General features: G+C 73.9%; 13 protein-coding genes and 1 pseudogene. 9 read left to right on the top strand and 5 right to left on the bottom strand.

What is annotated here, in order from left to right; translation table 11 throughout:
* Position 1: 1 nt before the first annotated feature.
* Entirely contained in the window at positions 2-808 is an 807-nt protein-coding gene (locus tag ACIOFR_RS14665; protein ID WP_400996464.1) for a poly-gamma-glutamate hydrolase family protein, read from the top strand.
* Positions 809-838: 30 nt separating this feature from the next.
* On the opposite strand, the gene ACIOFR_RS14660 is transcribed toward ACIOFR_RS14665, so the two are convergent.
* The 3 genes and pseudogenes from ACIOFR_RS14660 to ACIOFR_RS14650 form a co-directional block, all read right to left on the bottom strand.
* Positions 839-1,678, bottom strand: coding sequence for a pentapeptide repeat-containing protein (locus ACIOFR_RS14660; RefSeq protein ID WP_400996461.1), 840 nt, complete (start codon positions 1,676-1,678; stop codon positions 839-841).
* 211 nt (positions 1,679-1,889) lie between these two features.
* Positions 1,890-2,060, bottom strand: coding sequence for a hydrophobic protein (locus ACIOFR_RS14655; protein WP_400996459.1), 171 nt, complete (start codon positions 2,058-2,060; stop codon positions 1,890-1,892).
* Positions 2,061-2,162: 102 nt separating this feature from the next.
* Positions 2,163-3,033 (bottom strand): annotated as a pseudogene (locus ACIOFR_RS14650) (SigB/SigF/SigG family RNA polymerase sigma factor).
* Between the two features lie 449 nt (positions 3,034-3,482).
* On the opposite strand from ACIOFR_RS14650, the gene ACIOFR_RS14645 reads away from it, so the two are divergent.
* Positions 3,483-4,382: a DUF4394 domain-containing protein gene (locus ACIOFR_RS14645; RefSeq protein WP_400996457.1), complete on the top strand. Its 900-nt coding sequence runs from the start codon at positions 3,483-3,485 to the stop codon at positions 4,380-4,382.
* 330 nt (positions 4,383-4,712) lie between these two features.
* On the opposite strand, the gene ACIOFR_RS14640 is transcribed toward ACIOFR_RS14645, so the two are convergent.
* A complete protein-coding gene (locus tag ACIOFR_RS14640; RefSeq protein WP_400996455.1) occupies positions 4,713-5,177 on the bottom strand; it encodes a DUF4262 domain-containing protein in 465 nt (154 codons plus the stop codon).
* A 337-nt stretch (positions 5,178-5,514) separates the two neighbouring features.
* On the opposite strand from ACIOFR_RS14640, the gene ACIOFR_RS14635 reads away from it, so the two are divergent.
* The 7 genes from ACIOFR_RS14635 (at position 5,515) to ACIOFR_RS14605 (ending at position 12,090) form a co-directional block, all read left to right on the top strand.
* Positions 5,515-6,243 carry a hypothetical protein gene (locus ACIOFR_RS14635; protein WP_400996453.1) on the top strand — a complete coding sequence of 243 codons (729 nt, stop codon included), beginning with the start codon at positions 5,515-5,517 and terminating at the stop codon, positions 6,241-6,243.
* A 620-nt stretch (positions 6,244-6,863) separates the two neighbouring features.
* On the top strand, positions 6,864-7,079 hold the full coding sequence (locus tag ACIOFR_RS14630) for a hypothetical protein (RefSeq protein ID WP_400996450.1): 216 nt from the start codon (positions 6,864-6,866) through the stop codon (positions 7,077-7,079).
* A 188-nt stretch (positions 7,080-7,267) separates the two neighbouring features.
* The gene (locus ACIOFR_RS14625) at positions 7,268-9,220 is read left to right on the top strand and encodes a hypothetical protein (RefSeq protein ID WP_400996448.1); all 1,953 of its coding nucleotides are present in this window, start codon (positions 7,268-7,270) and stop codon (positions 9,218-9,220) included.
* A 26-nt stretch (positions 9,221-9,246) separates the two neighbouring features.
* Positions 9,247-9,963 carry a hypothetical protein gene (locus tag ACIOFR_RS14620; protein WP_400996446.1) on the top strand — a complete coding sequence of 239 codons (717 nt, stop codon included), beginning with the start codon at positions 9,247-9,249 and terminating at the stop codon, positions 9,961-9,963.
* Between the two features lie 364 nt (positions 9,964-10,327).
* The gene (locus ACIOFR_RS14615) at positions 10,328-11,176 is read left to right on the top strand and encodes a hypothetical protein (RefSeq protein ID WP_400996444.1); all 849 of its coding nucleotides are present in this window, start codon (positions 10,328-10,330) and stop codon (positions 11,174-11,176) included.
* 48 nt (positions 11,177-11,224) lie between these two features.
* Positions 11,225-11,899 carry a sigma-70 family RNA polymerase sigma factor gene (locus ACIOFR_RS14610; RefSeq protein ID WP_400996442.1) on the top strand — a complete coding sequence of 225 codons (675 nt, stop codon included), beginning with the start codon at positions 11,225-11,227 and terminating at the stop codon, positions 11,897-11,899.
* A gap of 2 nt (positions 11,900-11,901) precedes the next feature.
* Complete coding sequence (locus ACIOFR_RS14605) at positions 11,902-12,090, top strand: hypothetical protein (protein ID WP_400996440.1); 189 nt, start codon at positions 11,902-11,904, stop codon at positions 12,088-12,090.
* 194 nt (positions 12,091-12,284) lie between these two features.
* Here ACIOFR_RS14605 and ACIOFR_RS14600 read toward each other — a convergent pair.
* The coding region (locus tag ACIOFR_RS14600) for an ABC transporter permease (protein WP_400996438.1) at positions 12,285-12,691 on the bottom strand (407 nt) is incomplete at its 5' end.

Genomic DNA, 12,691 nt, shown 5'->3' with positions numbered 1-12,691 from the left:
CATGGCCCAGAACCGTCGTGAACCGATCACCGGCCCCGCCGCGGCGCCCGTGGCCGCCGCCGGGCCCGCCCCCGACACCTATCCGTCCAACACCGCGCTGTACGCCGACCCCGCCCTCGTCGAGGGCGTCGACTACGGCCTGCGCTCCCGCCGGCACCCCGCCGATCCCCGGGACCCGGCCGGCCGGACACCCGCCGTACGGACCACGGTCATCGCGCCGCACGGCGGAGGCATCGAGGAGGGCACCTCCGAACTCTGCCTGGCCATCGCCGGCTACCACCCCGCCGGACTGCACCCGCACCCCGCGGGCGGACCGGTCCACGACTTCTGGCTGTTCGAAGGCCTGCGCGCCGACGGGAACGCCGCCCTGCACGTCACCGCCAGGCACTGCGACGACCCGACGGCCCGCGCGCTCGCCGCCGGCAGCTGGAACGTGGTCGCGGTGCACGGCTGCTCCCCGGCCCGCGCGGGACTCCCGCCCGGCGCCCGGGCGGTGCTGGTGGGCGGCCTCGGCCAGGTCCTGCGGCAGTACCTGGTCGAGGAGTTCACCGCCGCCGGGATCCGCGCCGTGCCGGCCACCGGGCGCGAGCGCATCGCGGGCATCGCCCCGGACAACATCTGCAACCGCACCCTGCTCGGTGCGGGCGCCCAACTGGAGATCACCGCCGACCTGCGGGCCTCGATGTTCGCGCCCGGCCACAACACCCTGGCCCAGCGGGCCACCAGCACGCTCCCACTGTTCTGGGCGTTCACCGCGGCCGCCCGCGCCGCGATCGCCCGCGTCGAGGCCGAGCAGCGCCGCAGCTGACCCCGCGTGCCGGCGCCGACCGCCGCGCCGCTACCAGTGCGAGGGGCGGTCGAGCCCGTCCGGGAGCCCGGTCGCCGCGTCGCCGCGCGCGGCGTTCAGCTGCGACTGGGTCAGGAAGATGCTGCCGGTGAGGTCCGCGCCCCGCAGGTCGGTGTCCCGCAGGTCGGCGCCGATCAGATCGGCCGCGCGCAGGTCCGCGCCGCGCAGGTCGGCCCCGATCAGGTACGCCCCCCGCAGGTTCGCGCCGCGCAGGTCCGCTCCCTTGAGCCGGGCCCCGATCAGGTCGGCCCCCCGGCGGTCCTTCCGGCGCCCGGGGTACCCGGCGCGGACGAGCTCACTGGTGCGCAGCAGCAGCACGTTGACCCGCCCGCGCACGGCGGCCACGTCCAGCTCCAGCAGCGCCTGCGGATCCTGGCCGGCCAGCCCCTCGGTCTCCGCCAGCGCGAGCGCCAGCTCGGCGCGGACCGGGCGGGCCGCCGGCAGGTCGAGCGCCTGGGTCAGGTACCAGAGCAGCTCGTGCAGTTGCCGCATCACCGGCAGGACCCGGAACATCCGCTGCGCACCGTCCGGCTCCTGCCGCCAGTCGCGGCCGCCGAAGGTCACCTGCGACACCCGCTGACCGGCCCCGAAGCAGTCGTACCCGGTGCATCCGGCGAACCCGCTGGTCCGGAGCTCGGTGTGGATGCCGCAGCGGAAGTCCTGCCGCAGGTTGGGGCAGGACTGTCCGGCGTCCTTGTCGATCGCGAAGTCCGACGACCGGGTGAAGGCCAGCGCCACGCAGCAGAGCCCGAAGCAGTTCCCGCAGTCGGACCGCAGCAGTGCGAGGCCGCCGTTGGGGGCGGGCCGTGCGGCGCGGTGGTTCTCGGACAAGGCGCGTGTTCTCCTGCGTGTCGTCTGCGGGTACTGGCCGGGTGTCGCGGTGGCCGGCCCCCGCGAGCGGGTGGGTTCCGCCCCCCCCTACTCTCTCAAACCTCCGCCACCGGTTTTCGCCCCCCGCCGTCACGGCCGTCCGCGGGCGCCACCGGAAATGCCCGAGCGGGACGCGCCGGCCGCGTCCCGCTCGGGCATTCTCCGGCTCCGCCTACCAGCGGTACCAGCGGCCGCGGGCGCCGGACGCTCCGGTGCCGCGGGCGATGAATCCCAGCAGCCAGACCACGAGCACGATGACCGCGACCCACCACAGTGCCTTCAGTGCGAAACCCGCACCGAAGAGAATGAGAGCCAGCAGCAGGACGAGAAGAAGGGGAACCATCGTTTTACCTCCGCTGTCGTTGTCGGGGATCGGCTGCCCCGAACCGGGCCGCTCAATCAGGGGAATTCGCCGGACTTTCCGCGCGGGCGAATTCCGGGCCGTTCACTCCTCCGCGAGGAGGGCCGCGCGCAGGCCGCCGAGCGTGCGGCTCAGCAGCCGGGAGACGTGCATCCGGGACAGGCCGCGCTCCGCGCCGATCTGGGCCTGGATGAGCTCGGCTCCGATCCGCAGGCGCAGGACGGTGCGTTCCCGCTCCGGGAGCGCCGCGACGAGCGGCGTGAGGGTCTCGTGGTCGAGTACCGCCTCGAAGCCGCGCTCCTCGACCGCGAACCGGTCCGCGATGCCGGGGCCGGCCTCCTCCGCGTCACCGGTTGACGCGTCCAGGGAGTGCGCGCGGTAGGCGTTGGCGGCCGTGAGCCCCCTCGGCGGCCTCCCGCTCGTCGATCCTCAGCCGGGCGGCCAGCTCGGCGACGGTGGGTGCCCGGTCCAGCTGCTGTTCGAGCTCGTCCGAGGCCCGGGCCAGCGCGAGCCGCAACTCCTGCATCCGGCGCGGGACATGGACCATCCAGGTGGTGTCCCGGAAGAAGCGCCTGATCTCGCCGACGATGGTGGGCAGGGCGAAACCGGCGAACTCGAACCCCAGCGCCGGGTCGAACCGGTCGACGGCCTTGATCAGGCCGATCGTGCCGACCTGGACGACGTCGTCCATCGGATGGCCGCGACGGCCGAACCGCCGGGCGGCGAACCTCGCCAGCGCCGTGTTCAGTTCGATCAGCGTGCCGCGGACGTACGAGTACTCGGGGGTGCCCTCCTCCAGGGCGCGCAGGCGGCCGAACAGTTCGCGCGACAACTCGCGCGCGTCCACCAGGGCGAGCCCGCGTCCCGAGGTGGCGTCGGCGTCCGGGCCGCGCAGGACGGGCGTGCGGGGGGACGCGTCGTGGACGCTCACGAAGAGGCAGTCCCCGTCCCACATGAGCACCAGGTCGGCGGTGCTGCAGGCGTGGATGTGGGCGTTGGTGATCAGCTCGGAGACGGTGAGGACGACCGCGTACGCCGTCTCGGGAGCGGATCGCGTCCACCCGAGGTCGTCCAGGTGCCGGCGGGCGAAGTCGCGCCCCGCCCGTACGCCGAGGGACACCGGTAGGGTCCGTGCCCATCCCAGGGCCCGGACCGAGGGCTGGTTTCGTGTCATGAAGCGTCTCCCTCCGCGTCGTCGGCCATGCCGTCCTCGTGCCGACCTCGTGCCGTCGTGCCGACTCACGCCTGCCCTGGTTCCCCCGCCCCACGCAACCACCGACCAGGGCCTCCCGCGGTCGACATGGAAGTCATATGAGCACCGGCGCCGGGATACCGGCCCAAGAGTGCTACATCGGTTCCATGCGGTGCGAGGTTCGCCCCGCTGACGAGCTCTTGGGAGAGACCATGCGCAGAGGTGCACTGACCGGCGCGATCGTGCTGGCCCTCGGAGCCGCCCTGCTGGGCGGGGCGGGACCGTCGGTCGCCGACGGCCACGGCTACGGGCACTTCGACCGCCGCGGCCTGGCGGTGATCGGCCTGACCGATGACCAGCGGCTGGTGGAGTTCCGCACCGGGGACGTCGAGTCGGCCGCACCGCTCGGCCGGGTGTCCGGCCTGACCGGCGACACCCGGCTGGTCGGGATCGACTTCCGGGCGCAGAACGGGGAGCTCTACGGGGTCGGCGACAAGGGCGGGGTGTACACCCTGGACATCGACACCGCCGCCGCCAGCAAGGTCTCGCAACTGACCGTCGCCCTCCAGGGCACCCGGTTCGGTGTCGACTTCGATCCGGCAGCCGACCGGCTGCGCATCATCTCCGACACCGGTCAGAACCTGCGCCACAACCTCGACGACCCCCAGGGCCCGCCGGCCGCCGGGACCACCGCCGTCGACGGGACCCTGGCCCTGCCCGCCGTTCCCCCGGCCACGACGGGGGCCACGGCCACCGGCGTGACCGGTGCCGCCTACACCAACAACGACCTCGACGCCGCCACCGGCAGCACCCTCTTCGACATCGACACCGCCCTGGACCGGGTCTCCCTCCAGTCGCCCGCCGACACCGGCTCCCTCGCCCCGACCGGATCCCTCGGGGCGGCGGCCGAGGCGGGCGCCGGATTCGACATCTACTTCAGTCCCATCCACCACAGCAACACCGCCTACGCCAGCCTCCAGGTGGACGGCGCCCGCCGCTTCTTCCGCATCGACCTGCTCACCGGCGCGGCACTGCGGCTCGGGTCCTTCCCGGTCGCCCGCCAGGTCACCGACATCGCCCTGCCCCTCGCGCAGGACGACGACCAGGACTGACCCCGCCGCGGGCTCACCTGCCACCCGGTTCCGCCGCGCCGGCCCGCTCGTTGGAGTCGGTCCGGTCGTTCCGGTCGTTCCGGTCCGTCCGGTCCGTCCGGTCGCCGAGCGCCGGCGGCGGTTCCGGGGGCTGCCGGTGCGGCCGGGCCGGCTCCGGTCCCGGGCCCTCGGAGACGGGTGGCATCGGGCGGCAGGTCTCCCAGGGCCACGCCTCGAACGCCCGGGCGCAGGCCGCGACCAGGGCGCCGCCGCATCCCGCGCCCGCCCGGGGCCGCCCCGGCCGCCGAACGCCCGCCCGGTCGGGCCCGCCGTCGGTGACCGCCCTCGCCGTCAGGCGGCGGCCTCCTCCGTCCAGACGCCCTCCGGGTGCCGGTCGACCGGGAGCCACAGGCTCGGCTGGGCGCGGCACCCCGGACTGGCCCGCTCGTCCGAGGGCCACCGGTGTTCCCGGTCGGGCCAGACCAGTTGGACGACGGGCACCGGCGTCCGCCGGTAGAAGCCGACGGCCGTACCGAACAGCGGCAGGTGCCATCCGGGGTCCACCGGCCGGACCTCGACCCGGCACCCCTCGATGACGTCGGGGAGCAGGGTGCCGGGCTCGGTCGACGCCCCGTCGCGCACCCTGGCGGCGGCCTCGCCGACCCAGTGCATCAGCCCGGGCAGTTCCAGGCCGAACATGGCGACCTCCGGAAGCCGACAGGAGTGCCACAGGCCGACGGTGAAGGCCCAGTCGGGGACTTCACCGCCGCCGCCCACGCCCACCACGTGCCGGCCGTGCCGACGGACCTGCGCCATCACCGGCGCCCAGTGCCGGGCCCGCCTCCGCCGCGCCCGGAAGGACGCGGAGGCAGCGGGATCGCAGAGCACACAGGGGTACGGAGCAACGGTGAGGCGGTCGGTCACCGGGGTATCCAAGCAGATCGGGCCGGCCCCGGAGGCACCCCGCGGCGTCGCCGGCCGCGCCGGGCAAATCCACTGGCCCCGAGAGCCCCCGCATGGCGAGACTGCACCGGTGGACACCCTGCCGCCGCCCGGCCCGATCCCGCCGCCCGGTCCTATGTCGTTGCCCGGTCCGATCCCGCCGCCCGTACCGGACCCGCGTGTCCGCGGGGTGGTTCCCGACCACGCGGACATGGACGCCTTGGTCGCCGACCTGGTCCTGCCCGGCCACGCGTCGATGTACGTCATGAGCGCGATGGAGACGTCCCGTGAGCTCATTCGGTACTCCTCCTACCGGTACGAGTTCGCCACCGTCGCCGTCGCGCATTCCCTGTTCGCCCTGGAGCAGGTCCTCGCCGAGCGTCTGGCCGCCGACGAACCGCTCCAGGTCCTCATCGAGTGGGCCGGCGAGGCAGGACTCGTCCCGTCCGGACTCACTGCCGAGCTCGACCGCAGCCGACGGCTGCGGGACGGCCTCGCGCAGGGCACCGTGACAAGTGCCGCCTTCGGCCCGGGCAGGGCCGTCGTTCTGGTGCGTGCCGTCTTCGACGCCGTGTCGCTGCTCCTTCGCCCACCCCCGGCGACGGGCACGGTCGCGGGCGACCCGAGTCGAGCAGTGCCCGACGACCGGCTCGCGCGGCTGTGGGCGGAACACCGGCGGGCACTGTACCCCGACAGCTTCCGCGGCGTTGACATCGAGGGCGTGGAGCTGATCCTCCTGGACGCCGACGTCGCCGGACTCGTCCAGCGCGAACTGAACGGTGGGCTCGACGACGGCGGCATCGCGCACCTCTGGGCGTGCATCGCCGACCTCGACACGATCGTGCCCCTGATCAACTCGGCGTACTGCGCCTCGTACTTCGCGAAACTCCGGACGATCGCCAGGCTGGCGGGGGCGCGCCACGTCCCCTCGGCGACCTGACCGGGGGAGTCGACATCGTGCAGCCGTTCGCCGTCCGCTCGGGGCCCGGCCGGGCCGGCGACGAAAAACCGGGTGCGTGCCAGTGTCCTCGCCCCGGTCGGGTCGTTGTGCAGCGCATGGGATGCCCTGGACCCGAGGCGAACGCGACGGAGCCCCCGCACGGTGTGCGACGGGTGCCCGGTGTGCCGGTCCGGCGCCGTGCGGCGGCGAGTGGCGGGGCGCCGGCGTCCTGACCGAGGGTGGCGGCGCCCGGAGTCACCCGGGCCGTGGAGAGGCAGTCGAGAACCGTCCGGGGTGACCGTCGACGGGTCGAATGAATTGTCGACGGCTACTCCGGGAGGGTGATGTTGCCGAAGTTCCTGGCGGGGAAAAGCCTCGGGCACGAAGAAGCGCGACCTCGAAAGGGCTGTCGGGGGATGTGCGCCCCGATTCGCGGTCCGATTCCACGATCCAATCGCCGTTCGGACGGCGAAATTCGCTACTCTGCGTAACAGGTTCCTTGTGCTCCGTCACGTTCCGGTCGTAGTGTCTCGCTTCGTCAGGCAGCCGCCTGAAGAGGCCGATCACGGTGCGTCCGGGAGTCGGTCGAATCGAGAATGCCGCAAGGAAAGAGAATAGAAATGATCAACCTGTCGCTGCTCGAGTCCGAGACCGCCGAGCTGCTCCCGAAGCGCGAGGCGCTGAGCCGCTTCAGCTTCAACCTGCACAAGACGACCACCGTGACCAAGCACACCGCGGTGGTGCACGCCGAGAACAACTCGCTCGCGGTGAACGACCACTCCCGCGACTCGCTGGCGAACTCCGAGGCGAAGCAGATCATCAACATCGCCCAGTAACACCCGCCGACGTCGTCAACAGAGGCTGAGAAGGTCCACCGGGCCGCCGCGGATATCGGCGCACCGGGGGACACGGGGACAACAGCCGAATCTTGATCACCTCGGTTAACAGGGCGTTCCCGGCGACGCCAGAATCGTCGCCGGGAACGCCCTCTTTCACGTCAACGACCATCAGCCAGGAAAGTCACGTGACCGAGCACGGAAGCGGCCTCGACGGCCGATTGCCCCCGTCCCGCCGCAGGGCGAAGGCTCGGCACCGCCAGGTGGCCGGCGCACGGCGGACCACCCCACCGGGCGAGCAGGACCGGCCGCAGCCGGATCTCGGCGACCGGGCCGTCGCCGGGCCCGCGGACCCGGACGGGCCGACCGCCGGGACGGCCGCCCCGATACCGCCGCAGCTGTGCGCCGGCACCGAACTCCTCGGCGAATACCAGGACTCCGGCTTCACCACGCCCCGCTACCTGGTCCGACGGGCCGACGGCCAGGTGATCCAGCTGAGCCGGCTGCTCTACCTCGTGGTGTGCGCGATCGACGGATCGCGCTCCCGTGCGGCGGTGGCCCGGCACGTGAGCGGCCGGTTCGGGAACGAGGTGGGCGTCGCGGACGTCGCCTACCTCATCGAGGGCAAGCTCGACCCGCTGGGAATCACCTCGGCCGGTGGCACGGCGGAAATCGCCGTGGAGGTTCCGGCGACCGATCTCCTGCTGACGCTGAAATTCCACCGCGTCCTGCTGCGGCAGGCGGCGGTGGAAAGGATCGCCGGTGTTCTCGCGTGGCTGCACCGGCCGGCCGTCGTCGCACCGGTCCTGCTGTCCGCGATTGTCGCGGACTGCTGGCTCTTCGCGGTCCACGGCGCGATGGTGCCCGTTCTGCACACCCTGGAGCAGCCGGTCCTGCTGCTCCTGGTCTTCGCGCTCACGATCGCGTCGACGGTGTTCCACGAATTCGGCCACGCCTCCGGCTGCCGGTACAGCGGCGGGCATCCCGGCTGCATCGGGTGCGGAATCTATCTCGTGTGGCCGGCCATGTACACGGATGTCACCGATGTCTACCGGCTCAAAAGGGGCGGGCGGCTGCGGACCGATCTGGGCGGCGTGTACTTCAATGTCGTGTTCGTCGCCGTCCTCTTCTCCGCCTATTTCGGTACCGGCCGGGACTTCTTCCTGACGGCGGTGTACCTGGCGCATTACGAGATCCTCGAACAGCTGCTGCCGGCCCTGCGGCTGGACGGTTACTACATTCTGGCCGATCTCGCCGGGGTGCCCGACCTCTTCGGCAAGGTCGGCCCGATTCTCCGGAGCATGATTCCCGGGCGACCGGTGCCGGCGCAGGTCGCGACGCTGAAACGCTCGTCGAGGGTCATCGTGACCGGCTGGGTCGTCACGATGGTCCCCCTGCTCGTGGGCGAGGTCGCCTACGCGCTGTGGAACCTGCCCCGTCTCCTGGCCACCAGCGCGAGGTCGCTCACCGACCAGCTCGAAGGGACCTACCGGGCGCTCACCGAAGGCGCCGCCGCCTCCTTCCTGCTCGGGGTGATCGGCTGCGTCATGCTGCTGCTGCCCTCCGTGGGGCTGCTCTACCTGCTGTTGCGGCTGAGCACCCGCGGGGTCAGGGCGGTGCGGCGGGCCGCCCGCGGCGGCCGGTCCCGCGTCTGTCTGGTGACGGCCGCCGGCCTCTGCACCGTCGCCGCCCTCGCCGTGGCCTGGGTGCACGGCATGACCCCCGAACCGCTCGCGCCGAGGCCGCCCGCCGTTCCGGCGCTCCAGCCGAACGTGCCCGCGAGCCGGCCTGCGGTGCGGCCCTTCGAGGCCGTGCCGCCCGAGGAGAGCCCCTCGCAGCCGGCCCGACCGCTGCCGTCGAGGCCGCCGCGGGCCGTCCTGCCGCCCGGCACGTTCCCACCCGCCGTCGCCGGTACGCCGACGCCCGGCGCGACAGCGGCGACCGGGGTCGGTGCGGCTCCGACCCCGGTCGCGCCGGCGGCCTCGCCCACCCCGGCGGCGCCGTCACCGCCCGGTCCGTCGACGCCGACGGCCACCGCCACGGCGACGGCCACCGGGACGGCCACGGCCGATCCGGCCCCGCCGTCCCCCAGTACCTCCGGGACTCCCGGAACCCCCGTACCGAGCCCGTCCGTCAGCTGACCCCCACCCACACAGGAGGCAAGCCCATGTCCGAACCGCACCGCAAGGCCCCCGCCCGCAGACTCCCGCCGCTCCTGCGCGCGGGCCTGCTCACCACCACCGCCGCGGCCGTCCTGGTCGCTGGCACCCCGATGGCGGCCTCGGCCGCCGTACGGGCCGACCGGCCGAGGTCGGCGCCGGCCGTCACGGTCCACACCACCAGCGCGATCAGCACGGCCAGCCCGATCCGCACCCGTGACTTCCAGGTGGCCTTCGACGTCCGCCAGTTCGGCGACCTGGTCGGGGCCGGCGCGGACAACCGGGCCATCGCCTCGTCCCGGTTCTGCGACGGAAGCCTGCACTGCAGCTCGGTCGCCCTGTCGTTCCAGATCGTCACCATGGGCGGCGACCACCGCCACCTGCACACGGACAACGTGAGCCGGGCGACCAACAACCACTGCACCGGCTGCCAGACCCTCGCGGGGGCCTACCAGTTCGTGCTGGACACCCCGGAGCCGATCGCCCTGGGGCCCGAGACCCTGCGCCGGCTCGGCGAGGTCGAGGCGGCCCTGCGAGCGGCCCGCAACCAGTCGCCGCAGACCCTCAGGGCAACGGTGGACGGCCTGGTGTCGCAGGTCGTCACCATCCTCGGGGACGCGGCCGCCGCCCATGCGGCGGCGCCGGTCCGCACGGCGGTCGCGGTACCGGCCAGAACCGGCGTCACGCTGAACCGGACCCTCGACGGTTGGCCCGCCGGCAGCTGAGCGGCCCCCGAGCCGCGCCGGGCGGCCGACCCGCCCCCTGATCGCCCTCCCGTGCCCTCCCCCCTGGGGGCCGGACGTCCCACCCGAAGTAATACCGAGTACGCAGTACCAGGCCGGAAGAGATGTCCGCCCGCTGATCTGGCAGCGGGCGACCCCGCGGTGACGCACCACCCGCCCAGGCCGTACGCCGCGCTGAGGACCACGCGCGCGCAGTGCCCGCCGGCCACCCGCCCGGCCCGTGCCCGCCCCCGTACCGCCCGCCCGGCCCCCGTACCGCCCACCTGGCCCCGTACGGGGACACCCACCACCGTTCTCCCGCACGCAGGTCCGACCCTGCCGTGCCCACTCTGCGAGGTATCAACTCATGCGCCGTGTCAGCGCAGTTACGGCCGTCATCGCACTCGCCACCGCCACCGCACTCGGCGGTCCGGCCCGGGCGGCGGCCCCGCACACCGCGGACCCGACCGGTCCGGCGCCCCGCCTGGAGGTCCGGGGAGTGCCGCAGAACGTCGAGGCCGGGGGCAGCGCCCGGTTCTCGGCGGAGCTGTTCAACACCACCGGCGCCGACCTGGCCTTCCACCCGGCCGTCCGGGTCTCCGGTGACCACCGCGGGCTGCCCCGGGCGGGGATGCCGCTGCGGTACCGGCAGACCGAGGACGAGGACTGGCACACCGGCGCACCGGTACCGGCACCCGGCGACAGCCCCGTTCTCGTCCCGGCGGGCGCGTCGAGGACGCTTCGCCTCGAACTGCCGCTCCCCGCCGGCCTGGAGGACGGTCCGCTGGACTTCGAGGCCGTGGCGTACTGGGCACCCGTCGGCACCGGATCCGGCGGGAGCGGCGGGACTGGCCACGTCGTGCTGAGCGGTCCGGAGGTTCTCTGCGTCACGCCCCACGGAGGCACGCCCCACGGAGAGACGCCGACCGGAGGCACGCCGACCGGACCGCACCCGTCCGGCGGTCCGTCGACCGCTCCCCCCTCCGCCACGCCGACCGGCCCCGCCACCACGCCCTCGGGGTCGGCCGCGCCGAGCGTCACCGCGTCCCGTCCCGGGCCGACGACCAGCGGCTCCGGGGCCGCGGTGGTGCTGGCCGCCACCGGCGGCGGCACGGACCGCGGGCTGGTCGCCACGGGCCTCGCGTTCATCGGCGCCGGCTTCGGAGCGGTCGTCGCGTTGCGCCGCTACCGGCACCGCGGGAAGCACACCTCCTGATCCGCGCCGACCAGCCACCCGCCCCCACCACAGCTTGGGTACCCATCCGTGAACGGTCTGCGAGGAGCCGCCCGCTCCCCGAACGACGCCGCACCACACCGGCACCGGCCGCCGGCCGACCCGCCGGACGCGGTCGCCGCCCAGAGCGCGGTGGAGGACCTGGTCAGCCGGGCGCAGTCCGGCGAGGAGGAGGCCTTCGCCGCCCTCTACCGCCGCTGCGCGCCCCAGGTCAGCCGCTACCTCACCCGGCGGATCCGCGACCCGCTCGCGGTGGAGGACCTGACCAGCGAGACCTTCCTGCGGGTGCTCCGCCGCATCGGCACCTTCCACTGGCAGGGACGCGCCTTCGAGGCGTGGGTGCTGACCATCGCGCGCAACCTGGCGACCGACCACCAGCGGGCCCTGGTGCTCGCCCGCAACCGCCCGGATGCCGACCTCCCCGGTCAGCGGCCGTCGCCCAGCGCGGAGGACGAGGCCCTGACCCAGATCTTCCAGGACGGCCTGGAGGCGATCCTCGACGGCCTGACCCCGCCTCAGCGCGAATGCCTGAGGCTGCGCCTGATCGCGGACCTCTCCGTCGACGAGACGGCGCGGATCATGGGCCGCACCACCGGCGCGGTGAAGACCCTGCACTACCGCGCCCGGAAGAAGGTGTCCGAGCGGATCTGCGCGGACTACGGGGTCCCCCCGCAGGCCCGGTCCGGGCCCGGCCCCGGCCGGTAGGGATGGCGGCGACGCCCGCGCGCGAGGACGGGGGGACGGCGGGCCCGGCCGCGGAGGTCCCCGGTGCGGACACGGGCCGGTTCCCCGCGTACGACGGCGGCCCGGACGAGGACCGCGGGCGGTTCGGCTGCTTCCTCGCCTGGTGGGCCCGGATGCGGATGGCCGACTGGCAGGAGGGCGGCTACCTCTGACGCCGCCGGCCGTCCGGGAACGGCGGAGGGCCGCCGGTGCCGTGCTGTGCGAGCAGCGGCCCCGGCGGCCCGGTGGCGTTCCGGCCGACCCTCAGCGGCCGTCCGCCGATCCGTCCACCCGGCCGGACCCGGGTCGTCGCGACGACGGGACGACGGTCGGTCGGGCGCCGGCCGGTGAACGGAGGACCATGGCGTCAGCTGGGGAGTCCGACGGCGCGTTCGCCGCTGCGGCGTTGCTGGATGACGACGGCGACGACGAGCAGGGTGCCCTGGGCGACGTTCTGCCAGAAGGCGTTGATGCCCTGGACGGTGAGGCCGTTCTCCAGGCAGCCGAGCAGGGCGACGGCGAGGAGGGTGCCGCCGATGCCGCCCTTGCCGCCCTTGAGGGCGCAGCCGCCGAGGGCGGCGGCGGTGATGGCTTTGAGTTCGAGGCCTTCGCTGCCGGAGGTGGGTTGGCCGGAGCCGGTGCGGGCGGTGAGGAGGATGCCGGCGAAGGCGGCGACCACGCCGATGAGGGCGTAGACGGCGACGAGGTACTTGTTGATGTTGATGCCGGCGAGGCGGGCGGCGGTGTCGTTGCCGCCGATGGCGTAGATGTTGC

This window comes from Kitasatospora sp. NPDC088346, from assembly GCF_044740765.1.
In the GTDB taxonomy this organism is placed as follows: Bacteria; Actinomycetota; Actinomycetes; order Streptomycetales; family Streptomycetaceae; genus Kitasatospora.
Note: the sequence above shows the minus strand (reverse complement) of the source record. Positions and strands in the feature narration are given on the sequence as shown.